24 protein-coding genes and 1 pseudogene are annotated in these 21994 nt (G+C 66.9%); 17 read left to right on the top strand and 8 right to left on the bottom strand.

All coding sequences use genetic code 11. From position 1 onward, the window contains the following. The first annotated feature begins 12 nt into the window (after positions 1 to 12). Together ACN0V4_RS01790 and ACN0V4_RS01785 are read left to right on the top strand one after the other, a co-directional pair. On the top strand, positions 13 to 528 hold the full coding sequence (locus ACN0V4_RS01790) for a sigma-70 family RNA polymerase sigma factor (RefSeq protein WP_417672794.1): 516 nt from the start codon (positions 13 to 15) through the stop codon (positions 526 to 528). 2 nt (positions 529 to 530) lie between these two features. Then, positions 531 to 1307 carry an anti-sigma factor family protein gene (locus ACN0V4_RS01785; protein WP_417672793.1) on the top strand — a complete coding sequence of 259 codons (777 nt, stop codon included), beginning with the start codon at positions 531 to 533 and terminating at the stop codon, positions 1305 to 1307. A 124-nt stretch (positions 1308 to 1431) separates the two neighbouring features. On the opposite strand, the gene ACN0V4_RS01780 is transcribed toward ACN0V4_RS01785, so the two are convergent. Then, a complete protein-coding gene (locus tag ACN0V4_RS01780; RefSeq protein ID WP_417672792.1) occupies positions 1432 to 3630 on the bottom strand; it encodes a primosomal protein N' in 2199 nt (732 codons plus the stop codon). Between the two features lie 94 nt (positions 3631 to 3724). Between ACN0V4_RS01780 and fsa the strand changes: the two genes are divergently transcribed. The 4 genes from fsa to ACN0V4_RS01760 all read left to right on the top strand — a co-directional run bounded on the left by fsa (position 3725) and on the right by ACN0V4_RS01760 (position 7158). Beyond that, complete coding sequence (gene fsa, locus ACN0V4_RS01775; protein WP_417672791.1) at positions 3725 to 4378, top strand: fructose-6-phosphate aldolase; 654 nt, start codon at positions 3725 to 3727, stop codon at positions 4376 to 4378. Between the two features lie 273 nt (positions 4379 to 4651). Then, positions 4652 to 5362: a DUF484 family protein gene (locus ACN0V4_RS01770; protein ID WP_417672790.1), complete on the top strand. Its 711-nt coding sequence runs from the start codon at positions 4652 to 4654 to the stop codon at positions 5360 to 5362. Beyond that, positions 5359 to 6282 carry a tyrosine recombinase XerC gene (locus ACN0V4_RS01765; RefSeq protein WP_417672789.1) on the top strand — a complete coding sequence of 308 codons (924 nt, stop codon included), beginning with the start codon at positions 5359 to 5361 and terminating at the stop codon, positions 6280 to 6282. The genes ACN0V4_RS01770 and ACN0V4_RS01765 overlap by 4 nt, the downstream gene beginning before the upstream one ends. Before the next feature lie 171 nt (positions 6283 to 6453). Beyond that, entirely contained in the window at positions 6454 to 7158 is a 705-nt protein-coding gene (locus ACN0V4_RS01760; RefSeq protein WP_417672788.1) for a CDP-alcohol phosphatidyltransferase family protein, read from the top strand. Between the two features lie 14 nt (positions 7159 to 7172). On the opposite strand, the gene ACN0V4_RS01755 is transcribed toward ACN0V4_RS01760, so the two are convergent. The 4 genes from ACN0V4_RS01755 to irrA form a co-directional block, all read right to left on the bottom strand. Then, the gene (locus tag ACN0V4_RS01755; protein WP_417672787.1) at positions 7173 to 7640 is read right to left on the bottom strand and encodes a hypothetical protein; all 468 of its coding nucleotides are present in this window, start codon (positions 7638 to 7640) and stop codon (positions 7173 to 7175) included. Positions 7641 to 7719: 79 nt separating this feature from the next. After that, a complete protein-coding gene (locus tag ACN0V4_RS01750) occupies positions 7720 to 8178 on the bottom strand; it encodes a methylated-DNA--[protein]-cysteine S-methyltransferase (RefSeq protein WP_417672786.1) in 459 nt (152 codons plus the stop codon). A 108-nt stretch (positions 8179 to 8286) separates the two neighbouring features. Beyond that, on the bottom strand, positions 8287 to 9087 hold the full coding sequence (locus tag ACN0V4_RS01745) for a phytanoyl-CoA dioxygenase family protein (protein WP_417672785.1): 801 nt from the start codon (positions 9085 to 9087) through the stop codon (positions 8287 to 8289). 44 nt (positions 9088 to 9131) lie between these two features. After that, positions 9132 to 9569, bottom strand: coding sequence for an iron response transcriptional regulator IrrA (gene irrA / locus ACN0V4_RS01740; protein WP_417672784.1), 438 nt, complete (start codon positions 9567 to 9569; stop codon positions 9132 to 9134). 198 nt (positions 9570 to 9767) lie between these two features. Here irrA and fabA point away from each other — a divergent pair, with 198 nt between their 5' ends. The 3 genes from fabA to ACN0V4_RS01725 all read left to right on the top strand — a co-directional run bounded on the left by fabA (position 9768) and on the right by ACN0V4_RS01725 (position 12386). Continuing rightward, positions 9768 to 10280, top strand: a complete 513-nt coding sequence (gene fabA / locus ACN0V4_RS01735) for a bifunctional 3-hydroxydecanoyl-ACP dehydratase/trans-2-decenoyl-ACP isomerase (RefSeq protein ID WP_417673064.1) — start codon at positions 9768 to 9770, stop codon at positions 10278 to 10280. Between the two features lie 76 nt (positions 10281 to 10356). Continuing rightward, positions 10357 to 11586, top strand: coding sequence for a beta-ketoacyl-ACP synthase I (gene fabB / locus ACN0V4_RS01730; protein WP_417672783.1), 1230 nt, complete (start codon positions 10357 to 10359; stop codon positions 11584 to 11586). 8 nt (positions 11587 to 11594) lie between these two features. Continuing rightward, positions 11595 to 12386 (top strand): enoyl-ACP reductase FabI, encoded by a 792-nt coding sequence (locus tag ACN0V4_RS01725; RefSeq protein ID WP_417672782.1) that lies wholly within the window; start codon positions 11595 to 11597, stop codon positions 12384 to 12386. Positions 12387 to 12423: 37 nt separating this feature from the next. Here the strand turns inward: ACN0V4_RS01725 and ACN0V4_RS01720 are convergent, their stop codons facing one another. From ACN0V4_RS01720 to ACN0V4_RS01710, 3 genes are all read right to left on the bottom strand, one after another. Then, positions 12424 to 13488 (bottom strand): NAD(P)H-dependent flavin oxidoreductase, encoded by a 1065-nt coding sequence (locus tag ACN0V4_RS01720; RefSeq protein WP_417672781.1) that lies wholly within the window; start codon positions 13486 to 13488, stop codon positions 12424 to 12426. Between the two features lie 54 nt (positions 13489 to 13542). Next, complete coding sequence (locus ACN0V4_RS01715; RefSeq protein WP_417672780.1) at positions 13543 to 14130, bottom strand: hypothetical protein; 588 nt, start codon at positions 14128 to 14130, stop codon at positions 13543 to 13545. A 100-nt stretch (positions 14131 to 14230) separates the two neighbouring features. Further along, a complete protein-coding gene (locus tag ACN0V4_RS01710; protein ID WP_417672779.1) occupies positions 14231 to 14662 on the bottom strand; it encodes an FKBP-type peptidyl-prolyl cis-trans isomerase in 432 nt (143 codons plus the stop codon). Between the two features lie 177 nt (positions 14663 to 14839). On the opposite strand from ACN0V4_RS01710, the gene ACN0V4_RS01705 reads away from it, so the two are divergent. From ACN0V4_RS01705 to ACN0V4_RS01670, 8 genes and pseudogenes are all read left to right on the top strand, one after another. Then, positions 14840 to 15679, top strand: coding sequence for an alpha/beta fold hydrolase (locus ACN0V4_RS01705; RefSeq protein WP_417672778.1), 840 nt, complete (start codon positions 14840 to 14842; stop codon positions 15677 to 15679). After that, on the top strand, positions 15676 to 16653 hold the full coding sequence (locus tag ACN0V4_RS01700; RefSeq protein WP_417672777.1) for a threonine ammonia-lyase: 978 nt from the start codon (positions 15676 to 15678) through the stop codon (positions 16651 to 16653). Before ACN0V4_RS01705 ends, ACN0V4_RS01700 begins: the two co-directional genes overlap by 4 nt. A 336-nt stretch (positions 16654 to 16989) precedes the next feature. Next, on the top strand, positions 16990 to 18201 hold the full coding sequence (locus tag ACN0V4_RS01695; protein ID WP_417672776.1) for a calcium-binding protein: 1212 nt from the start codon (positions 16990 to 16992) through the stop codon (positions 18199 to 18201). Positions 18202 to 18314: 113 nt separating this feature from the next. Further along, on the top strand, positions 18315 to 19103 hold the full coding sequence (gene pcaD / locus ACN0V4_RS01690) for a 3-oxoadipate enol-lactonase (protein ID WP_417672775.1): 789 nt from the start codon (positions 18315 to 18317) through the stop codon (positions 19101 to 19103). 26 nt (positions 19104 to 19129) lie between these two features. Then, positions 19130 to 19843, top strand: coding sequence for an alpha/beta fold hydrolase (locus ACN0V4_RS01685; protein ID WP_417672774.1), 714 nt, complete (start codon positions 19130 to 19132; stop codon positions 19841 to 19843). Positions 19844 to 19960: 117 nt separating this feature from the next. Next, positions 19961 to 21049: a Zn-dependent alcohol dehydrogenase gene (locus ACN0V4_RS01680; protein ID WP_417672773.1), complete on the top strand. Its 1089-nt coding sequence runs from the start codon at positions 19961 to 19963 to the stop codon at positions 21047 to 21049. 57 nt (positions 21050 to 21106) lie between these two features. Next, positions 21107 to 21364, top strand: a pseudogene (locus ACN0V4_RS01675) (mandelate racemase/muconate lactonizing enzyme family protein); the annotation flags it as partial. Between the two features lie 219 nt (positions 21365 to 21583). Further along, on the top strand, positions 21584 to 21886 hold the full coding sequence (locus ACN0V4_RS01670) for an ArsR/SmtB family transcription factor (protein WP_417673063.1): 303 nt from the start codon (positions 21584 to 21586) through the stop codon (positions 21884 to 21886). Positions 21887 to 21994 lie beyond the last annotated feature (108 nt).

Raw genomic sequence — 21994 nt, 5'->3', positions numbered from 1 at the left:
AGCTGATCACGCATGACCGAGCTGGACGAGATCGAAGCCCTGATCCCAAGCCTGCGCCGCTATGCCCGCGCGCTGATGCGGGGCGACGCGGAAGCGGGCGACGATCTCGTCCAGGATTGCCTGGAACGGGCGGTGGCGGCGCTTTCCCGACACCGCCCCGATGCAAGCCTACGGGCCTGGGTGTTCCGCATCCTGATCAATCGCCACCGCGACCTGATGCGCAGCAGCGCGCGCCCCGGCCACCTGGTGCCGGTCGAGGATCTGCCGGTCGAACCCGCAACAGCCGCCGGGCAGGAGGCCCATATGGCCCTGCGCGAAACCGGCGCGGCCATCGCCCGGCTGCCCGATGACCAGCGCCGTGCACTTTTGCTGGTGGCGCTCGACGGTGCCAGCATCGACGAGGCCGCCGCCGCGCTCGACATCCCACGCGGCACCCTGCTGTCGCGTCTCGCCCGCGCCCGCGCCAGCCTGCGGCAGATGACCGGCCGCCCCGCCAAGCCCCCGGCCCGCCCGGGTGGGAGACTCTGACCATGCCCCATCGTATTCCCCCGCTGACGGACGAAGATCTGCTCGCCTATCACCATGGCATCCTGCCCGAGGAGGAGCGCGGCGCGCTGGCCGACCGCCTAGCCGCCGATCCCGCGGCGCAGGCACTGCTTTCCGATTGGGCGCAGCAGGACGAGGCGTTGCGCCACCTGTTCCCCCTGCCGGACACCCCGGTCCCCCAACGCCTGACCGCGGCGCTGCACCGCCCGCTCGCGGCGCCCCCGCTCCGAGCACGACGCGAATTCCCGCGCAGCCTTGTCGCCGCGCTAATCCTGCTGGCAGTCGGCGGCCTTGGCGGCTGGGTCGGCCGTGGCGTGCTGGCGCCGCCGGCCACCGACCTCTCCCTCGCCCAGGCCGCGCTCAAGGCCTATGACACCTATGTGGTCGAGGTGATCCACCCGGTCGAGGTGCCGGCCAGCCAGCGCGACCATCTGGAGACCTGGATCTCGAAACGGGTTGGCACCCGACTGGTGCCCCCCGACCTCTCGGCCTCGGGCTTCGCGCTGATGGGCGGTCGCGTGCTGCCCTCGGAAGACGGCACCGCCGGGCTCTTCATGTATGAAAATGCCCAAGGTCAGCGGCTCACCCTCTATGTGGCGCCGCAGAAGACCCCGGCCAACAGCGCCTTTCGCTATGCCGAAGAGGGGCCGACCCAGGGGCTTTACTGGCAGGAGGGCAGCCTCGGCTATGCGGTGGTCGGCCAAATCCCCCGCGACAGCCTGCGCGAAGTGGCCCGCGAGGCCTACGACCAGATGCTTTGAGCCAGGGACGAGGCGGCAATGGTGCAACCCGACCGGCCGCGCGCAAGCGGCAAGCTGCGGGAGCCTCCGGCGGGGATATTTTCAGCTAGAAAAAGGGCCGGGCCACCGAGAGGACCGGAGCGGGTCAGAGAAAGCTTTGCGGGTCGATGTCGACGGCGAGGCGCAGATCGCCCTTCAGCCGCAGGGGCGCCAGCCAGCGCGAGATCGCCTCTTGCAGCGGCGCGCCCTTGGCGGCCTTGATCAGCAGCCGGATGCGATGGCGGCCACGCACCCGGGCGATCGGTGCCGGCGCCGGGCCGAAGACCTGGGCGCCGATCGCCCGCAGCGCCCCGTCGTTGCGCGCCAGCGTATTGCCCAGATCGAAGACCGCCGCCAGATCGGTGCCGGAGATCACGATGCCCGCCATCCGCCCATAGGGCGGCACGCCTGCGGCCTGGCGTTCGGCCGCCTCGGCGCGCCAGAAGCCTTCCTCGTCGCCCGAGAGGATGGCGCGGATCACCGGGTGGTCCGGCTGGAAGGTCTGCAGCAGCGCCAGCCCCGGCAGCTCCGCCCGCCCGGCGCGGCCGGCGACCTGGCGCATCAGCTGGAAGGTATGTTCGGCGGCGCGCAGGTCGGATCCCTGCAGGCCGAGATCGGCGTCGATCACCCCCACCAAGGTCAGAAGCGGAAAGTTGTGCCCCTTGGCGACCAATTGCGTGCCGATGACGATATCGGCGGCGCCGGCGGCGATCTCCTCGATCTTCTCCTTCAGCGCCCGGGCAGAGCCGAAGAGGTCCGAGCTGAGCACCGCCAGCCGCGCCTCGGGGAAGGCGGCGGCGGTTTCCTCGGCCAGCCGCTCGATGCCGGGACCGACCGGAGCGAGCTTGCCCTCCACCCCGCAGGAGGGGCAGACGGTCGGCATCGGCTTGGTCTCGCCGCATTGGTGGCAGATCAGCCGGTTCTGGAACCGGTGTTCCACCATCCGCGCGTCGCAGTGATCGCAGCCGATCTGATGGCCGCAGGCGCGGCAGATGGTGACCGGGGCATAGCCGCGGCGATTGAGGAATAGGAGCGACTGTTCGCCCTTCTCCAGCCGTGCCCGCACCGCCTGGCGCAGGGTCGGGGAAATCCAGGTCGAGGGCTGGAGCTTCTCGGCCCGCATGTCGATCGCCCGCATTTCCGGCAGGACGGCGACGCCGAACCGCGCCTTGAGGTCGAGCCGGTCGTATTTGCCGGCCTCGGCATTGGCCCAGCTTTCCAGCGACGGCGTGGCGCTGGCCAGCACCACCCGGGCACCGGCGCCGGCGGCGCGCAGCACCGCCATGTCGCGGGCGTTGTAGAGAACCCCGTCCTCCTGCTTGTAGGAGCTGTCGTGTTCTTCATCGACGATGATCAGCCCCAGCTCGCGGAACGGCAGGAACAGGGCGGAGCGGGCGCCGACCACCACCTGGGCACCGCCCTGGCCGATCATGCGCCAGATGCGGCGGCGTTCGGTCACGGTCACGCCGGAATGCCATTCGGCCGGGCGGGCGCCAAAGCGCGCCTCGACCCGGGTGATGAAGCCGGCGGTCAGGGCGATTTCCGGCAAGAGCACCAGCGCCTGCTTGCCCATCGCCAGACATTCGGCCACCGCTTCCATATAGACCTCGGTCTTGCCAGATCCGGTCACGCCCTTGAGCAGGGTGGTGCCATAGCGGCCCGAGCGCAGGTGATCGCGCAGCACCGCGGCGGCGGCGGCCTGATCCTCGGTCAGTTCCTTGCCGGAGAGGCTCGGGTCCATCGTCGGGAAGGGCAGATCGCGCGGGCTGTCCTCCTCCCGCACGGCGCCCTGCTTGACCAGCCCCTTGATGACCGATGTGGTGACGCCGGCCATCTCGGACAGCTCGTGGAGCGTGAAGGCCAGCCCGCCGTATTCTTCGAGCACCTCGAGCACCCGACGGCGGGCATCGGTCATCCGATCGGGGGCGCCGCCGCCCTTGCGGTAGATCTTGCGCATCGAAGGCGGGTCGCCCAGTCCCGGCGCCCGCGTCGCCAGCCTGAGCATCGCCGGCATCGGCGTCAGCGTGTATTCGGCGGCACGGGTCAGGAAATGGCGCAGCTCCTCGCGCATCGGCGCGACATCGAGCACCCGGGTGACGGGGCGGATTTTCGAGCGGTCGAAATCCCCCCTGCCCGGCCCCCAGACCACCCCCAGCACCTTGCGGGGGCCCAGCGGCACCTCGACGAAATCCCCCAGGACACAGCCGCCTTCCGGCGCGCGGTAATCGAGCGTGCGGTCCAGCGGCTGAGTGGTTTGCACCGCCACCAGATCGCCCTGATCGAACATGTCCCGCTCTGTCGTCATATCCCGTCTTCCGCCCTGCACAGGGGCTTTCCGCATTCCGCCCTATGGGGTAAAGCCAAGCCGGAGCAAGGCCAACCCATCAAAGGATGCCCGCATGAAATTCTTCGTTGATACCGCAGAAATCGACGCCATCGCCGAGCTGAACGATCTTGGCATGGTCGACGGGGTCACCACCAACCCCTCGCTGATCATGAAATCGGGGCGCGACATCCTCGAGGTCACCAAGGAGATCTGCGATCTGGTCGACGGCCCCGTCTCGGCGGAAGTGGTGGCGACCGAGGCCGAGGCGATGATCGCCGAGGGTCGCAAGCTGGCCGAGATCGCCGAGAACATCGCCGTCAAGGTGCCGCTGACCTGGGACGGGCTGAAGGCCTGCAAGGTGCTGTCGGGCGAGGGCCGCATGGTCAACGTGACGCTCTGCTTCTCGGCCAATCAGGCGCTGCTGGCGGCCAAGGCGGGGGCGAGCTTCATCTCTCCCTTCATCGGGCGGCTCGACGACGTCAACCTCGACGGTCTGCAGCTGATCGAGGATATCCGCACCATCTATGACAACTACGGCTTCGCGACCGAGATCCTCGCCGCCTCGATCCGCACGGTGAACCATATCACCGAATGCGCCAAGATCGGCGCCGATGTGATCACCGCACCGCCCGCCGTGATCAAGGCGATGGCGGCGCATCCGCTGACCGACAAGGGCCTGGCCGCCTTCATGGCCGACTGGGCCAAGACCGGGCAGAAGATCCTGTAAGACAGTGCCCCGCGCGCGATCGGCTTCGGCCGCGTGCGCGGGCCACACCCCGGCCTGATCCTGGCCCGATCCCGGCCCGATCCTCGCCTCAGGCTGGCCCGGCCGGCGGGGCCAGCCTGCCCTGCAGGCGCCCCCCACCAGATTCGGTAGCAACGCCTTGCTCTGCCCCCATCCCTGCGCATGCTTCCGCCGCCCCGGGGCGGCCCGACTGCAATTTTCGCGGGCAATCCCCAAAACCCATGGTATAACATTGCCAGATGACACGAGGCCGAGATGAGCAGCAGTCCGAAACTCGACGATTCCCTCCGCGCGGCGATCATCGCCCGCCCCGATGCGATCCTCGAAGACCGCGATGTGATGCATGCGCTGATCGACGCCAACGAACGGTCGATGGGTGGCAATATCATCGACCTTCGCGGTATCGCCATGGAGCGGCTCGAGGCGCGGCTCGACCGGCTGGAGGATACCCACCGCAGCGTCATCGCCGCCGCCTATGAGAACCTCGCCGGCACCAATATCATCCATCGCGCCATCCTGCGCCTGCTGGAGCCGATGGAGTTCGAGGTTTTCCTGCGCGATCTCGGCGGCGAGGTGGCGGAAATCTTGCGCATCGACGCCATCCGCTTGGTGCTCGAATCAACCGAAAACGGCACCGATGATCCGGCGATCAGCCGGCTCGACAACGTGCTGGCGGTGGCCGAGCCCGGCTTTGTCGACCGCTATGTCAGCCACGGCCGCCCCGGCCAGCCGCGTCCGGTCACCCTGCGCCAGCTGCAGCGCGGTTCCGACCGCGTCTATGGTGCCGCCGCCGACTGGATGCGTTCCGAGGCCTGCCTGCGGCTCGATTTCGGTCTTGGCCGGCTGCCGGGCCTGCTGGTGATGGGCTCGGAAGACCCGCATCAGTTCACCCCGCAACACGGCACCGACCTTCTCGCCTTCTTCGCCGGCGTCTTCGAACGAAGGATGCGCCTCTGGCTGGCATGAGCCTCGAGATCTCAGCCGCCTGCCGCGATGCGCTGCAGACCTGGCTGGACCGCCAGGGTGCGCTGGCCGATGCCTCGGATCACACGCTTTCGGCCTATCGCGGCGATGTGGCGGGTTTTCTGTCGTTCATGGCGGCGCATCGCGGCGGCCCACAGGGGTTGGGCGCGCTGGAGCGGATCACCACGCCCGAAATCCGCGCCTGGATGGCGCAGGCCCGCGGCACCGGCATTTCGGCCCGTTCGCTCGCCCGCAAGCTGTCGGCGGTGAAAAGCTTCTATCGCTGGCTGGCTGAACGCGAGAACTTCGATCCCACCGCCGTGCTGACGGCGCGGGCGCCGAAATTCCAGAAGAAACTGCCGCGCCCGCTGGCCCCCGATGCCGCCCGCGCGGTGATCGACACGGTCGAGCTGCAATCGCAGACGCCCTGGGTCGCGGCGCGCGACGCGGCGGTGGTGACGCTTCTCTACGGCTGCGGCCTGCGGATATCCGAGGCCTTGGGGCTGACCGGCGCCGACGCCCCGCTCGGCGCCTCGCTGCGCATCCTCGGCAAGGGGCAGAAGGAACGTGTGGTGCCGGTCCTGCCGGCGGCGCGCGGCGCGGTCGATCATTACCTGAACCTCTGCCCCTATCCGAAAGAGCCCGTGGCGCCGCTGTTCCGCGGCGTGCGGGGTGGCGCGCTGAACGCCCGCAACATCCAGGGGGTGATGGCGCAGGTGCGCATGCAGTTGGGCCTGCCCGCCACTGCCACGCCACATGCGCTGCGCCACAGCTTTGCCACCCACCTGCTGGAGGCCGGCGGCGATCTGCGCGCGATCCAGGAGCTTTTGGGCCATGCCTCGCTCTCGACCACCCAGGCCTATACGGCCGTCGACACCGCCCGGCTGATGGAGGTCTATGACCGCACCCACCCCAAGGCCTGATCCCCAGCGGCTGCAGCGCCGGGGCGACGGAACTTGACTATTTTCCCAAAGACGCAGGAGACCGGCCGCCGCCGCCCCCAGGGGCGGAAACTCCGGCCGAGGCCGCGATCCGCGCCGCTTTCCCCGTCGCAACCATTTGCGCTTTGCCCGCATCTGCGGCATGACATTTGCATGACACCACAGATGCGCGCCCTCTCCGTCCACCTCTTCACCGCCACCGGCGCGGTCTTCTCCATGCTGGCGATGCTCGCCGCGGTCGAGGAGAAATGGAGCCTGATGTTCCTCTGGCTGGTCGTGGCCTTCTTCGTCGACGGCATCGACGGGCCAATGGCACGACGTTATCACGTCAAGCGTTTCGCACCGGAATTCGACGGCGTGCTGCTCGACCTGATCATCGACTATCTGACCTATGTCTTCATCCCGGCCTTCGCCCTGTTCAAATCCGGGCTGATGGACGGCTGGACCGGCTGGGTGGCGATCATCGTCATCACCTTCGCCAGCGCGATGTATTTCGCCGACACCCGGATGAAGACCAAGGACAATTCCTTCAAGGGCTTCCCCGGCTGCTGGAACATGGCGGTGCTGGTGATCTTCGCGCTGGAGCCGAACTTCTGGGTGATCCTGGCCTTCGTCACCGCCCTTGCGGTGGCAATGTTCCTGCCGCTGAAATTCGTCCACCCGGTGCGGACCGAACGCTGGCGCGCCGTGACCCTGCCGGTGGCGCTGGCCTGGACCTTCTTCGCCGGCTGGGCCGCCTGGGTCGATTTCCACCCCGAAAGCTGGGCCCATTGGGGGCTGATGCTGACGACGCTCTATCTGCTCTTCGCCGGCATCGCCCAGCAGGTGATCCCGGCCCGCCAGAAGCCGGCCGGGTAATCGCGCGCGCGGGTTCAGAACACCTCGTCGATGGTGATCTCACGCCCGTTGAGGCTGAAGCTCTCGCCCGCCGCCAGCCCGTCCATCGCCTTGTAGATCGGGCTTTCCTCGGAAATCCCCATATAGGTCACCCCGCCCACGTCGAACCGACGGGTCGAGACCGCGACGATGAAATGCCGGCCGTCGACCACCACGACGGCGCCGGGGCGCACCCTGTCGGTCAGCGAGAAATCGAGGTTCTCGATCACGTCCACCTTGGCCTCATGGGTCTGCACCGGATGGGTGAAGGCCTCGGCCAGATCGACGCTCTCGCTCGAGTCGGCCAGATCGTCGGTATCACGCACCTCGCGTTCGTCCAGAACGGATTCCTTGATATGCGCCTCGAGATGCTCCCGCGCGCTTTCCAGCTCGCTGGTCTCCAGCGCCAACAGCCCATCCTGCACGGCTTGCTTCTGCGCGGCGCGGTCCTGCGGTTTGCTCATCAGTCTTGTCCTTCTCCTCGGGATTGCGCCCAAGGTGCTGTGCCGGCGCGTCAAATGCAATCGGGATTTGCCGGCGGCCTCAGATCAGAAAGCCGCCCGCGCCCTCATGCCGCAGCAGCGCCAGCTTGGTCTCCACCCCGCCGGCGCCGGAAAAGCCGGTGAGCCGCCCGCCCGCCCCCATCACCCGGTGACAGGGGATCAGCACCGGGATCGGATTACCACCGCAGGCGCCGCCGACCGCGCGCGCCGGCGCGCCAAGCTCGGCCGCGATCTCGCCATAGGTTCGGGTCTCGCCAAAGGGGATCGCCGCCATCGCGGCGCAGACGGCCCGCTGAAACGCCGTCCCCTCCACCCGCATCGGCAGATCGAACCGCGTCAGCCGCCCGGCGTCATAGGCAGCGATCTGCGCCGCCGCCTCGCGCAACAGCGCGCTTTCCTCGCCCTCCGCCGGCGCATCCCAAGTGACGCGCAGGATCGCCTCCCCCTCCGCCGTGACGGAGAGCACACCGAACTGCGTTGGAACCCGGATCGTCGCCATGGCGCCAGCCTGACCAATCTGCGCCGTGCGCGCAAGCGCCTCTTCTTCTCGGTTCAAATACGGCGGGGGAGGCGCGGCCATGGCCGCGACGGGGGCAGCGCCCCCTTGCTAGGCGCGCGGCCAGATCGGCGGAAACCAATCCGCGCGCAACCGTTGACCCGGCTCCATGTCATGCCCCGGAAACGGCGGCGAGGTCGGCCCCGGCCGCTCGACATAGCGCGCGTCATCCCCCACCAGCCGGATCGAGAAGGCCCGCCGCCGCGCCGTGCTGGTATTGCCGCGCGCCCCGTGCAGGATACGATAGGTGAAGGCCACCGCATCACCCGGCTCCATCGGGAATTCGACGATCCGCATGCCCTCCGCCTCGGGATCGGGCACCGGCATGTACTGCCCCTCGTCGGGAAAGAAACCCGCTTCCGAGACCCAGCGGGTCGGCAGCACTTCCTTGTCCCACAGATGCGATCCCGCGACGCAGCGCAGCGTCGCCTCGCGCACCGGATCAAGCGGCGACCAGAAGCTGATCGTCTGACGGCCATCAACAAAGTAATAGGGCCCGTCCTGATGCCAGGGGGTGGCCATCGAGGTGCCGGGTTCCTTCACCAGCACATGATCGTGGAACATCTGCACGGTCTCGGATCGCATCAGATCCGCCGCCACCTCGGCCACCGGCGAGGCGGCGACCACCTCGGCGAACTCGGGGATCCGCTGCCAGTTGCAATAGTCGTCGAAGAAGCGCCCGGTTTGCCCCGCCTTTTCGTTGTTCGACGCATAGGGGCCCGGTGCGGCCATATTCGCCTCGATCCCGCGTCGGAGCAGATCCACCTGATCGGCGAAGAGCCCTTTGACCAGCACGACGCCATCACGCTGAAATGTCTCGATCATTTCGGGCGTCACGAGAGGATGGGGCATGGGGTGCTCCTGCAGATGGGGAAAGAAACCGGGGCTCTCGCGCCTCAGCGCTTGCGGCGCAGGCGGATCACCACCTCGACGGCGGCGATTTCGGCGCCGTCGGGGGCATCGGGCAGGCAGGAGATCTGAAGCTGATCGGCGGGCGCGTCCGACAGCCGCCCCTCGTCTTCCCAATAGAAATGCGGGTGATCGCGGGTATTGGTGTCGAAATAGCTTTTCGACCCGTCAACGGTGATCTCGTTCAGAACGCCGGCCTCGCAAAAGGCGCGCAGCGTGTTGTAGACCGTCGCCAGCGAGACCGCCACGCCCTTGGCTTTCGCGGCCTCGAACAGGCTTTCGGCGGTGACATGGCGATGCTGCCCATCGCCGATCAGCAACTCTGCCAGAGATGTCCGTTGCCGCGTCGGGCGTAGCCCGGCGCTGGACAGCCATTCTGTCGCATAATCCGTTTCCGTGGCGTATGCCGTCGCGTCCGACGTCATTTTCCGGCTCCGTTGGTCTTGATAGCCATATATATAGGCCCCGGCCTCTGGGAAACACAAATGATTTTCAGTCGCAACAAGGCGGCAACACCTGCTGCGCCCAAAGCGCGCGCCTTGCGCAGCAGGCTTGCAGGACCCTTCCGCCGGGTGCTAGAGGGACCGAAATGCATTATCACGCGCCAAGGGAGACGCGGCAGTATGGCCCAATTTGCCAGCAGTTTTGAAAAAGAGGACTTGCTGAAATGCGCCCGTGGGGAGCTTTTCGGTCCCGGCAACGCGCAGCTGCCCGAGCCGCCGATGTTGATGATGGATCGCATCACCGAGATCAGCGCCGACGGCGGTGAACATGGCAAGGGCCATGTGGTGGCGGAATTCGACATCCACCCGGATCTGTGGTTCTTCAAATGCCACTTCCCCGGCAACCCGATCATGCCCGGCTGCCTGGGTCTTGACGGCCTGTGGCAGTTGACCGGCTTCAACCTGGGCTGGCGCGGCATGAAGGGCCTGGGCATGGCGCTCGGCGTTGGCGAGGTGAAGTTGACCGGCATGGTCACCCCCGCCCGCAAGATGCTCACCTATTACGTCGATTTCATCCGCGTCATCGACCGCAAGCTGAAACTCGGCGTCGCCGACGGCCGGGTTGTCGCCGACGGGGAAGAGATTTATTCAGTTAAGGGAATGAAGGTCGGTCTCTCCGCCACCGGCGCCTGAGTCGACCTGAAACGGGGCGCTGCGCTTCGCCGCGTCCGACTGCGCGCTTTTGCGCCATATTACGAGGAGACCGCCGATGCGCCGCGTCGTCGTCACAGGGCTGGGGATCGTTTCCTCCATCGGGAACAATGCCACCGAGGTTCTGGAGTCGCTGAAAACCGGCCGATCCGGCATCGCCGCAAGCGCGGAAATGGCCGAATACGGTTTCCGCAGCCAGATCGCCGGGATCATCGACATCGACATTACCCAACATGTCGACAAGCGCGCCCTGCGCTTCATGGGCCCGGGGGCGGCCTATGCCCATATCGCCATGGCCGAGGCGATCGCCGATGCCGGCCTGGGTCAGTCAGATGTGGTCAACCCGCGCACCGGCCTGGTGGCCGGTTCGGGCGGCCCGTCGACCAGCGCCATGTTCGCCGCGCATCAAAGCGTGTTGAAGACCGGCGCGACCAAGCGGATCGGGCCCTTCGCGGTGCCCAAATGCATGTCCTCGACGATCTCGGCGAACCTTGCCACCGCCTATAAGATCAAGGGCATCAACTATTCCATCACCTCGGCCTGCTCGACTTCGTTGCATTGCATCGGCAATGCCGCCGAGCAGATCATGATGGGCAAGCAGGACGTGATGTTCGCCGGTGGCGGCGAGGAACTGGACTGGACCCTGTCCTGCCTGTTCGACGCCATGGGCGCGATGTCCTCGAAATACAACGACACGCCGTCGACCGCCTCGCGCGCCTTCGACGCCGGCCGCGACGGCTTCGTGATCTCCGGCGGCGGCGGTATCGTCGTGCTGGAAGAACTGGAGCACGCCAAGGCCCGCGGCGCCAAGATTTATGCCGAGGTCACCGGCTATGCCGCCACCTCGGACGGCCATGACATGGTGGCCCCCTCGGGCGAGGGCGGCGAACGCGCCATGCGGCTGGCCATGCAGACCCTGCCCGAGACCCGCAAGATCGGCTACATCAACGCCCATGGCACCTCGACCCCGGTCGGCGACGTCGGCGAAGTCGAGGCGGTGCGCCGCGTCTTCGGCGAAGGTCATACCCCGCTGATCAGTTCGACCAAGTCGATGACCGGCCACGCCCAGGGCGCCGCCGGTGCATTGGAGACGATCTTCTGCCTGCTGATGCTGGAGCACGACTTCATTGCCCGCTCGATCAATATCGAAACGCTGGATCCGGCCATCCATCCCGGCGAAATCGCGTTGGAGACCGTCTTTGAGGCCGGGCTCGACAGCGTCATGACCAACAGCTTTGGCTTCGGCGGCACCAACGGATCCATGATCCTGTCGAAATATCACGGGTGAATCAGAACATGTCGGACATCTTGAAGGGCAAACGCGGGCTGATTATGGGGGTCGCCAACGATCGTTCGATCGCTTGGGGTATCGCCAAGGCCATGCACGAAGCCGGGGCAGAGCTCGCCTTCAGCTATCAGGGCGAGGCTTTCGGCAAGCGGATGATCCCGCTGGCGGCCCAGGTCGATTCGGACTTCATGGTCGATATGGACGTGACCGACGATGCCTCGCTTGACGCCGGTTTCGCCGCAGTGGCGGCGCGTTGGCCGACCATCGACTTCCTGGTCCACGCCATCGCCTATTCCGACAAGTCCGAACTGACGGGCCGGATCCTGAACACCACCCGGGCGAATTTCAAACATTCGATGGATGTCAGCGCCTATTCCTTCATCGAGGTGGCGCGCCGCGCCTATCCGATGATGAAAGAGCATGGCGGCACCCTGCTGACGCTGACCTATCAGGGCTCCACCCGCGTGGTGCCGAATTACAACGTGATGGGCGCGGCCAAGGCGGCGCTGGAATCGATCACCCGCTATCTCGCGGCCGACCTGGGCCCCGACGGCATCCGCGTCAACGCGATCTCTCCCGGTCCGATGCGGACTCTGGCCGGGGCGGCCATCGGCGGCGCGCGCAAGACCTATCGCTTCACCGACCTGAACGCGCCGCTCGGCTCCAACGCCACGCTCGAGGCGGTCGGCGGCACTGCGGTCTATCTGGCGTCCGACGCGGGCGCCTTCACCACCGGCGAAATCATTCGCGTCGATGGCGGCTATCACGTCCTCGGCATGCCGAAGGCGGAAAACCTCTAAGCGCTTCCCCCAGACAGGGAAGGCGGGCGCGGGCGGGTCATTCCCCCCGCGCCTTTTGCATTTCCGCGATCAGCACATCCATCAGATCGGCCACCGGCAAGGCCCGGGACAGCGGCGCCCCCTGCCCGGCCCATTGCGCCCCGAAGCCGGTCTCGCCCATCGCCTTGGCCACCGCGTTCAGCGCCTTGCCCGCATCATAGGCGGTCGGATAGGCCGGCGGGGTCAGGCCGGGATGGGTCTCGCCCCAGTCGGTGAAGAGGTTTTGCAGACAGCGCGCCGGCCGCCCTGAAATCGCGGCGGTCATCCGGGTATGCGCCGCCGCCTCCCCCGCCAGCGCCGTACGATAGGCCGCGTCCGCAGCACTTTCGGGGCAGCCGATGAAGGCAGTGCCGAGCTGCGCCGCAGCCGCCCCGGCGGCCAGCGCCGCGGCGATGCCGCCGCCAGTCATGATGCCGCCCGCAGCCACCACCGGGACAAAGAGAGTCGCCGTCAGGATCTGGGTCAGCGCCAAGGTGCCCAGCCTGTCGTCGTGGCTGTCGGGGTCGAAGATGCCGCGATGGCCGCCGGCCTCATACCCCTGCGCCACCACCACGTCGATGCCCGCCGCCTCGACCCTGCGCGCCTCGGTCAGAGAGGTCGCTGAGGCCATCAGCAGGATGCCGGCGGCCTTCAACGCCTCGATGCGCCGACGATCGGGCAACCCGAAATGGAAGCTGACCACGGCTGGCCGTTCCTCCAGCAGAACCGCCAGCATGGCGTCATCGACCAGAAAGCTGCGGTAGATTTCCGACAGCTCTGCCGGAGGCGCTGCCCCGTAGCGTCGGAACAGCGGCGCCAGCGCGGCAAGCCAGCCCGCCTCGACCGCCGCATCGGCGCGCGCGGGCGCATGGCAGAACAGATTGACGTTGAAGGGCCGCCTTGTCGCCGCCGAGGTGGCGCGGATCGCGTCACGCGCCGCCTCGGGTGTCGACGCCCCGAGCCCCAGCGCCCCGAGGCCGCCGGCCTTGCAAACGGCTGCCGCCATCGCCGGGGTTGAAACGCCGGCCATCGGCGCCTGAAAGATCGGCCAGTCGATCCCGATCCGCTTGCATAAATCCTGCATTTCCGCTCCTCCTCCCCCCTATCAGACCCCGACGGCGAGAGGGGTGCAAGGGGCTCACTTCTCCTTCTGAACCTGCTCGCGGGCTTCTTCCCAATCCTCGCGCAGCGTCTCGGCCGCGCCATAATCGGCGAAACTGCCATAATGCTCATGCGTGCTGGCCAACCGCCGGGAATGCTTGATCGGGCACCAATAGCTTTCGGTGCGCCCGGCAACCTCGCGCACGAAGGCGATCAGCCCGTTGCCATAGCCGCAGTAGACACAGTTCAGCTTCTGCAACCCGTTGAGATAGGCCAGATGCTGCCGGTCGATGGCGATGTAATCGCGCCGTCGCACCTTGGGGATGCCATAGACCGGAAAACAGATCGCCTGATAGAGCGTCACGAAGAGATCGAGGATGACAAAGGGGATGATCAGCGAATAGATCACCGGCGCGGTGATCACGACCAGAAACCGCGTGCGCGACAGAAAGCTCAGCCAGCCTTCGCGCAGTCCCCGATGACGGCGGCGGACCTCGCTATCGAAGCGCACCCGACCGTGTTCGATGCGATAGTGAAAGCCCTCGCGGCCCTTCTCGATCTCGTCCTGGATCTCCCCCTTGACCTCGTGGAGGCGAGCCAGCAGTTCATTCAGTCTTTCCGACATATCGGCTTCCCCTGAGCGGTGCTGCGCCCATATCAGCACAGCGCGCGCCCAAGAGCCACGACGGAATTTTCCCAGCCTTGCGGCCGGGTTAAACCGGCCGTTACGGGTTGATCGCCACCAGCTCGATGGCAAAGATCAGATCCTTGCCCGCCAGCGGGTGATTGGCGTCGAGGGTCACGGTTTCCTCATCCACCTCGATCACGACCACCGGCACCACCTGCCCCTGCGGCGTCTGCATCTGCAGCTGGGTGCCGGGATCGAGCGGAATGCCCTCGGGGATGCCGGCGCGCGGCACCGCCTGGCGGGCGTCGGGGTTCAACGGACCATAGGCCTGATCGCAAGGCACCTCGACGGTCTTCGCCTCTCCCACCGCCATGCCGGGCAGCGCGATGTCGAGCCCGGGGATGATCTGCCCCGACCCCACCACGAATTCCAGCGGCTCGCGCCCTTCGGAGCTGTCGAACCGGCTGCCGTCCTCCAGCGTTCCCGTATAGTGGATGCGGACCGTGTCTCCGGTTTTAACTGTCGTCATAACGTCTCCGATTATTGGCATAGGTTGTGCCGCTCAACCTAGGGACTGGGTCCGGGATGTAAACCCGATGGGCGAATTCGCGCCATACGGCCCCTTTTCCCGCCGGCGGGCCTGTGCAACTGTGCCGCCGAACCCGCGCGGCAGCGCCCCACAAGGCTCCGAACTGACAGGCAATACATGAGCTTTTTCACCACTTCCGACGGCAAGCGACTGTTTTACACCGACACTGGCCCCGAGGGCGCCCGCCCCATCCTCTGCCTGGCCGGGCTGACCCGCAACAGCGACGACTTTTCCTTCGTCGCGCCGCATCTGACCGACTATCGGCTGATCGCCCTGGACACCCGCGGCCGTGGCCAATCGGAGTATGATCCGGATTACATGAACTATAACGTCATCCGCGAAAGCCATGACGCGATCGAACTGCTGGACCATCTGGATCTCGACAGGGTCACCGTGCTGGGCACCTCGCGCGGGGGGCTGATCGCCATGGCGCTGGCCGCCAGCCATCCGGAGCGGCTGAGGGCGGTGGTGCTGAACGACATCGGCCCGGTGGTCGGTGCCGCCGGCATTGCCCGGATCATGAACTACGTCGGCAAGAAGCCCAAAGCCAAGACGCTGGAGCAGGCCGCCGTCGACATGAAGGCCGCGCTGGAGCATGAATTCCCCGGCGTGCCGCTGGAGGTCTGGCGCCGGCAGGCCGCGTTCCAGTATCAGGAGGTCCCCGGAGGGCTGGAGCTGCGCTATGACGGCGCCGCCCTGCACAAGGCGCTGCTGGAACAGGGCGCGACCGGCGCCACCCCCGACATGTGGATATTCTTCGAGGCGCTGGCGAAACTGCCGCTGGCGGTGATCCGGGGCGCCAATTCCGACATCCTCAGCCATGATACGCTGGAGGAGATGCGCCGCCGTCACCCCGGGCTGATCGCCGCCGAAGTGGCAGACAGGGGCCATCCGCCGTTCCTCGACGAACCCGAGGCGCTGGCTGCGATCCGGGCGCTGCTGGAGCAGACCGAATGATTGATATCGCGATGATCGAGGCCGCCGCCGCGCGGCTGACCGGTCAGGCGCGGCGCACGCCGATCCTGACCTCCCCCTTCCTGGACGAGATCGCCGGGCGGCGGGTGCTGGTGAAACCGGAATGCTTGCAGCACACCGGCAGTTTCAAGTTCCGCGGCGGCTGGTCGGCGATCTCGGCACTGCCCCCAGAGGTGCGGGCGAAGGGCGTCATCGCCTATTCCAGCGGCAACCATGCCCAGGGTGTGGCGCTGGCGGCCAGGCTGCATGGGGTGGCCGCGGTGATCATCATGCCGGCGGACGCGCCGAAGATGAAGATCGACAACACCCGTGCTTTGGGGGCCGAGGTGGTGCTCTATGACCGCGCCAACGAGGATCGCGATGCGCTGGGGGCCAAACTGGCCTCCGAACGCGGGCTGACCTTGGTCAAACCCTTCGACGACCCGCAGGTGATCGCCGGGCAAGGCACCGCGGGCCTTGAGATCGCCGAACAGGCGGCCGAGATGGGGGTGACCCGCGCCGACGTGCTGGTGCCCTGCGGCGGCGGCGGGCTGACCGCCGGCATCGCGCTGGCGCTGGAGGCCAGGGCGCCGGGGCTGCGGGTGCGCCCGTCAGAGCCCGAGGGTTTCGACGATACCGCCCGTTCGCTCGCCTCTGGCCGCATCGAAAGCAACACGCGGCTGTCGGGATCACTCTGCGACGCCATCGTGACCCCGCATCCGGGCGAGATCACCTTTCCGATCAACAAGCGGCTTTGCGGCCCCGGGCTGGTGGTGACCGAGGAGGAGGCGCTGCACGCCATGGCGCTGGCTTTCTCGCGGCTGAAGATCGTGGTGGAGCCCGGCGGTGCCGTGGCGCTGGCCGCAGCGCTGTTCCACCCGGACCAGATCGAGGGTGACGCGGTGATCGCCGTGGCCTCGGGCGGCAACGTCGACGCCGCCATCTTCCGCATGGCCCTGGAGAAATTCGCCGGATAACCCCGGGCCCCTCGGCCCCTCTCGCAGATGCGTGACCCATGCCCGGCCCCTGGCGTCGACAGCGTCCGCAGCACAGAGGGGGGCAGCTCCCCCCCTCGCCTGCCGTGTGGCGACCGCTCTGGCCGCCCCCTTCCGCCCCCGTCGGTGCGATGACGATCCTCCGCAGCCGGCGCCCCGCCCTGAAGCGGGGCGACGTACTCCCCTTTGTCCGCCCAAGACCTTTCTCCACCGGGCTGCGCCCAAGGCGATGACCTGGATCAAATATATTGAGATTAGAATATAGCATTCTGAGACGGAGGCGATTCGAAGTGTTCGAATCGCGATGGGAGAGAATAAATGGCTGATTTCATTGTGCATGGTCCGATTTTGGACACTATCGTCGGAACTGCGGGTGACGATCGCCTGATCTATTTTCTCGATGACGGTCCCGGCGGCATGTTGTTGCAGATGCCGACGGCGAATGCGGGCGGCGGTTATGACGGGGTGTTCCTGCCCAATGGTGGCGACCCGACCAATTTCCTTGGAATCGAGAACATCAGCTTCATCGACCGTGTCGGTGGCGATGATACCCTGACCACCGCGGGCGGGGACGATGTTCTGACCGGACGCATCGGCCGGGACGTGCTGTCGGGCGGGGCCGGCAGCGATTCGCTCTACGGCGGCAACCAGCAGGATATCCTCTATGGCGGCGATGACGGCGATTACATGAAGGGCGGCAACGGCAACGACAAGCTGTTCGGCCAGAGCGGCCACGACAGCCTGTTCGGCGATGCCGGGAACGACAGGATCTATGGTGGCGCCGACAATGACTTCATCGACGGCGGCCTCGGCGCCGACAGGATGTTCGGTGGTACCGGCGACGATTTCATCATCGCCTCGAACGGGGCCGACGTGGTCGATGCCGGCAATGGCAATGATCAGGTCGAAATCTCCTTCGACGCGATCAAGACCGTCGATGGCGGTGGCGGGCGCGACCGGCTGATGGCCTTCTTCGAACCGGATGTCCCGGTCGCCACCACGCTGACCTTCGACATGGCCACCGGCGCGTTCAGGTCCTCGGAAGGAACCATCTCGGGCAGTTCGGCCGTGAATTTCGAGGATTTCGCCTTTCAGGGTGAAATCAACATCAAGGTTCTGGGCACGGATGCCGCCAACCAGATCTTCGCCAGCGCCGGCGACGACGTGCTGCGCGGCAACGGTGGCCGCGATGCGCTTTTCGGCGAGGATGGCAACGACAAGCTGATGGGCGGCGCCAAGGCCGACACGCTGAACGGCGGCGCCGGCGACGATCTGCTGATCGGCGGCTCGGGCTTCGACACGTTCATCTTCTCCGGCGGCGCCGATACCATCGGCGATTTCAAGAACGATGCCGACACCATCCTGATCCTCGGCGGGCTGGTCCCCTTCGGCACCACGGTCGAGGATATCGTCGATGCCGCCACGGTCGAGGCGGGCAATACCATCATCGACCTCGGCGACGGCAACGTGCTGACCATTGCCGGGCTGACCGATACTTCGCTGCTGCTCAACGATCTCGAACTGGGCTGATCGCCCTTAACACCCCCGGCGCGGTTTGGCCGAGCCGGGGGTTTTCTGCGTCTTCCCCCTTTGCCCCGCCTCCCCCCGGGTCTAAAACGCCCCCGACACCGGAGGAGGCCCGAATGCCGATTGCCGATCTGGGCGAGGTTCAGCTTCACTATCACATCGACGGCGCCCCGGGCGGGCGCCCGCTGGTCTTTGCCAATGCGCTCGGCACCGATCTGCGGGTCTGGGATAGGGTGGTGCCGCTGCTGCCCGAGGGGCTGCAGATCCTGCGCTATGATATCCGCGGACAAGGACGATCCTCGGCCCCCGAAGGACCCTATTCGATGGGCACGCTGGTGCGCGACGCCGAGCGGCTGCTCGACCTTCTGAACATCCGCGACTGCGTCTTTGTCGGCCTGTCGCTCGGCGGCATGATCGCGCAAGGTTTGGCGGTCAAGCGGCTGGATCAGATCCGCGCGCTGGTGCTGTCGAACACGGCGGCCAAATTCGGCCTCAAACCGATGTGGGACGACCGGATCGAGCGGACCCGCGCGCTGGGGCTCGAGGCCATGGCCGATGAGGTGATGGACCGCTGGTTTCCCAAGCCCGCGCTGACCAGCCCCGAGGCCGCGTTTGCCCGCGCCATGCTGATCAGCCAGCCGCTCGACGGCTATCTCGGCTGCGCCGCCGCGATCGGCGGCACCGATTTCTACACGCCAACCAGCGGGCTCAGGCTGTCGGCGCTCGGCATCGCCGGGGATCGCGATCGCGCCACCCCGCCCGATCTGGTGCGCGAGACCGTCGAACTGATTCCAGGCGCGAAATTCCATCTGATCCGGGGCGCGGGGCATCTGCCCTGCCTCGACCGACCAGAGGAATTCGCCACCGTACTGACGAGGTTTCTGAAAGAAACCGGCCATATCTGATCGGCCGGCAAGGGGGGAGAAACGACATGACTGATTTTCTGCTGATCCACGGCTCCTGTCATGGGGCCTGGTGCTGGCGCGACGTGATCCCGGCGCTCAGGGCGCTGGGGCATGACGCTCGCGCCATCGACCTGCCCGGCCATGGGGCCGACAGGACCCCGGTGGAAAAGGCCACGCTCGACGCCTGCGCCGCCGCGATCCTCACCGCCTGCACCCCCGACACCGTGGTGATCGGCCATTCCTGGGGCGGCTACCCGATCAGTGCCGCGGCCGAGGCGGTGCCCGAGCAGATGCGCGGGCTGATCTATCTCTGCGCCTATGTGCCGGTCTCGGGCCTGTCGATGATCGACATGCGCAAACGCGGGCCGCGCCAGCCGCTGATGCCCCATGTGCGCCGGGCCGAGGATGGGCAAAGTTACACCTTCGACGCTGATGCGGTGCCCGAGTTGTTCTATCACGACTGCCCCGAGGCGGCGGTGACCCACGCCCTGCCCCGGCTCTGCCCGCAGGCGACGGCGCCGCAGGCCACGCCGCTGACGCTCTCGGCCCGGTGGGAGAGCGTGCCCAAGGCCTATATCCGCTGCACCGAGGATCGGGCCATCCCGCCGGAATATCAGGCCGAGATGGTGCGCGACTGGCCGGCCCACCGGGTGCATGCGCTGCCGACCTCGCATTCGCCCTTTTTCGCCGACCCGACCGGCCTGGCGCGACTGGCCGACCAGATCGCGGCGACCTTCTGAGCCGCCATTCCGCGCGCCCATTTTGCCGTAACGTAAACGCGACCCCGAGCAGTCGCATTCGCGCTTGCCCTGAGCCGGGCGCCGGGTCAGGCTGCCGCCAAAGAGGGGAGAGACTTCATGCAAACCATCAAAGCCGCCGTCTGCCACGAATTCGGCCAGCCTCTGGTCATCGAGGAGATCCAGATCGCCCCGCCCGGCATGGGCGAGGTCGAGGTCGAAATCGACGCCGTGGCGATCTGCCATTCCGATATCAGCTTTGCCGAGGGCGGCTTCGGCGGCGCCCTGCCCGCCGTCTATGGCCACGAGGCCGCCGGCCATGTGACCGCGCTGGGAGAGGGCGTGCAGGGGCTCGCCGTCGGCGATCCGGTCTGTGTCACCCTGATCCGCGCCTGCGGCCATTGCATTTCCTGCGGGTCTGGCCATCCGACCACCTGCGAAACGCCCTATGACGGCAGCAAGGGGCCCATCCGGACCATCGGGGGCGATGCCCTGTTCCAGGCCATGGCCACCGGCGCCTTTGCCGAAAAGGTTGTGGTCGATCACAGCCAGGTGGTGAAAATCCCCGACGACATGCCGATGGATATCGCCTCGGTCATCTCCTGCGGGGTGATCACCGGCGTCGGCGCCGCCGCGCTCGCGGCCGAGATGCGCGTGGGCCAGGACGCCGTGGTGATCGGCGCCGGCGGCGTCGGGCTGAATGCCATTCAAGGTGCCAAGATCGCCGGTGCCCGCCGCATCGTGGCGATCGACATGCTGGACGAGAAGCTCGAGGTCGCCAGGGAATTCGGCGCCACCGATGTGGTCTCGGCCACCGAGGCGAAGCCGTGGAATTCGGTCAAGAAGATCCTCGGGCGCGGCGCCGATGTGGTTTTGGTCACCGTTGGCGTAGCCGAGGTCTATTCGATGGCGCCCCGCTATCTGGCCGCCGGTGGCAAGGTGGTGATGGTCGGCATGCCGCATGGCGACAAGGTGGCGACCTATTCGCCGCTGATCATGGCCGACGCCGGCCAGGGGCTGGTCGGCTCGAAAATGGGCAATGTGGTGATCAAGCGGGATATTCCCTGGATCATCGACCTCTACAAACAGGGCCGGCTGAAGCTCGATGAACTGGTGTCGCGCCGCTGGTCCTTCGATCAGATCAACGAGGCGATCGCCGATACCAAGACCGGCGCCGCCCGGCGCAACGTGATCGTCCTGAAGAAGTAAGCGCCGGGGCGTGCCCCGCGCGCGCGCCCTGCACCACCGCGAAGAGAGAGGTGCAGCGTGAAACTGACCGATCTCGACATCACCCTGACCGCCCCGCCGACCCCCGGCTGGGGCGGGGGCAATTGGATCCTGATCAAGCTGACCACCGACAGCGGCATCGCCGGCTGGGGCGAATGCTATGCCGCCGCCGTCGGGCCCGAGGCGGTGACGGCGGTGACGGCGGCGATCCGCGACGTCTTTGACCGCCATATGGAAGGGGAGACCCCCGAGAATATCGAGTTGATGTTCCGCCGCGCCCATCCCTGTGGCGGCACCGATCTGCATCTGCAGATGCAGGAGGCGCCCCGTGACTATGTGAAAGGCCATAATTTTTAGGGCGGCGCCCCGGCTGCGGCCCTCTCGCCCGTCCCCGCCGGGACAGGCGAGACTTGACCCGGGCGATTGAGTCATTATGTCACCGCTAAGACTTCTGAGGTTGCCCGAGACTTGACTGTAGAGACTGCCCCCCCATTGCCCCTTGAAACGCCGGTCGACATGGCCGAGCGCGCCACTGATGCCGCGGCCTTCCTGAAGACGCTCGCGCATGAGGGGCGGCTGATGATCCTCTGCCATCTCGGCACCGGAGAGAAATCCGTGGGCGAGCTGGAGGCGCTGCTGAACACCCGCCAGGCCGCAGTCAGCCAGATGCTGGCGCGGCTGCGCGACGAAGGTCTGGTCTCCCCCCGGCGCGATGGCAAGACCATCTATTACTCGCTGGCCGACCGCAACACCGAGCAGATGATCGGTCTGCTCTATACCCTGTTCTGCGGCAGCGCCGAACCCGCGCCGGCCTGCTGATCACCGCCCCCTCCCGGCTTCTGTCGCGGCAAAGGGGCTTTGCCTCCTGCTGCGGCCTCATCCCCTCAGAATTTTCAGAGAGACGTCGCAGCGCGCGCGTCGCTCCAT

Source organism: Pseudodonghicola sp. (assembly GCF_048268305.1).
In the GTDB taxonomy this organism is placed as follows: Bacteria; Pseudomonadota; Alphaproteobacteria; order Rhodobacterales; family Rhodobacteraceae; genus Pseudodonghicola.
This window is presented reverse-complemented; position numbering and strand designations above follow the sequence as displayed.

What these genes read in the sequence shown, in the direction of transcription:
- ACN0V4_RS01790 (WP_417672794.1), top strand. Translation starts at nt 13, where the DNA reads ATGACCGAGCTGGACGAGATCGAAGCCCTGATCCCAAGCCTGCGCCGC.
- ACN0V4_RS01785 (WP_417672793.1), top strand. Translation starts at nt 531, where the DNA reads ATGCCCCATCGTATTCCCCCGCTGACGGACGAAGATCTGCTCGCCTAT.
- ACN0V4_RS01780 (WP_417672792.1), bottom strand. Translation starts at nt 3,630, where the DNA reads ATGACGACAGAGCGGGACATGTTCGATCAGGGCGATCTGGTGGCGGTG.
- fsa (WP_417672791.1), top strand. Translation starts at nt 3,725, where the DNA reads ATGAAATTCTTCGTTGATACCGCAGAAATCGACGCCATCGCCGAGCTG.
- ACN0V4_RS01770 (WP_417672790.1), top strand. Translation starts at nt 4,652, where the DNA reads ATGAGCAGCAGTCCGAAACTCGACGATTCCCTCCGCGCGGCGATCATC.
- ACN0V4_RS01765 (WP_417672789.1), top strand. Translation starts at nt 5,359, where the DNA reads ATGAGCCTCGAGATCTCAGCCGCCTGCCGCGATGCGCTGCAGACCTGG.
- ACN0V4_RS01760 (WP_417672788.1), top strand. Translation starts at nt 6,454, where the DNA reads ATGACACCACAGATGCGCGCCCTCTCCGTCCACCTCTTCACCGCCACC.
- ACN0V4_RS01755 (WP_417672787.1), bottom strand. Translation starts at nt 7,640, where the DNA reads ATGAGCAAACCGCAGGACCGCGCCGCGCAGAAGCAAGCCGTGCAGGAT.
- ACN0V4_RS01750 (WP_417672786.1), bottom strand. Translation starts at nt 8,178, where the DNA reads ATGGCGACGATCCGGGTTCCAACGCAGTTCGGTGTGCTCTCCGTCACG.
- ACN0V4_RS01745 (WP_417672785.1), bottom strand. Translation starts at nt 9,087, where the DNA reads ATGCCCCATCCTCTCGTGACGCCCGAAATGATCGAGACATTTCAGCGT.
- irrA (WP_417672784.1), bottom strand. Translation starts at nt 9,569, where the DNA reads ATGACGTCGGACGCGACGGCATACGCCACGGAAACGGATTATGCGACA.
- fabA (WP_417673064.1), top strand. Translation starts at nt 9,768, where the DNA reads ATGGCCCAATTTGCCAGCAGTTTTGAAAAAGAGGACTTGCTGAAATGC.
- fabB (WP_417672783.1), top strand. Translation starts at nt 10,357, where the DNA reads ATGCGCCGCGTCGTCGTCACAGGGCTGGGGATCGTTTCCTCCATCGGG.
- ACN0V4_RS01725 (WP_417672782.1), top strand. Translation starts at nt 11,595, where the DNA reads ATGTCGGACATCTTGAAGGGCAAACGCGGGCTGATTATGGGGGTCGCC.
- ACN0V4_RS01720 (WP_417672781.1), bottom strand. Translation starts at nt 13,488, where the DNA reads ATGCAGGATTTATGCAAGCGGATCGGGATCGACTGGCCGATCTTTCAG.
- ACN0V4_RS01715 (WP_417672780.1), bottom strand. Translation starts at nt 14,130, where the DNA reads ATGTCGGAAAGACTGAATGAACTGCTGGCTCGCCTCCACGAGGTCAAG.
- ACN0V4_RS01710 (WP_417672779.1), bottom strand. Translation starts at nt 14,662, where the DNA reads ATGACGACAGTTAAAACCGGAGACACGGTCCGCATCCACTATACGGGA.
- ACN0V4_RS01705 (WP_417672778.1), top strand. Translation starts at nt 14,840, where the DNA reads ATGAGCTTTTTCACCACTTCCGACGGCAAGCGACTGTTTTACACCGAC.
- ACN0V4_RS01700 (WP_417672777.1), top strand. Translation starts at nt 15,676, where the DNA reads ATGATTGATATCGCGATGATCGAGGCCGCCGCCGCGCGGCTGACCGGT.
- ACN0V4_RS01695 (WP_417672776.1), top strand. Translation starts at nt 16,990, where the DNA reads ATGGCTGATTTCATTGTGCATGGTCCGATTTTGGACACTATCGTCGGA.
- pcaD (WP_417672775.1), top strand. Translation starts at nt 18,315, where the DNA reads ATGCCGATTGCCGATCTGGGCGAGGTTCAGCTTCACTATCACATCGAC.
- ACN0V4_RS01685 (WP_417672774.1), top strand. Translation starts at nt 19,130, where the DNA reads ATGACTGATTTTCTGCTGATCCACGGCTCCTGTCATGGGGCCTGGTGC.
- ACN0V4_RS01680 (WP_417672773.1), top strand. Translation starts at nt 19,961, where the DNA reads ATGCAAACCATCAAAGCCGCCGTCTGCCACGAATTCGGCCAGCCTCTG.
- ACN0V4_RS01670 (WP_417673063.1), top strand. Translation starts at nt 21,584, where the DNA reads ATGGCCGAGCGCGCCACTGATGCCGCGGCCTTCCTGAAGACGCTCGCG.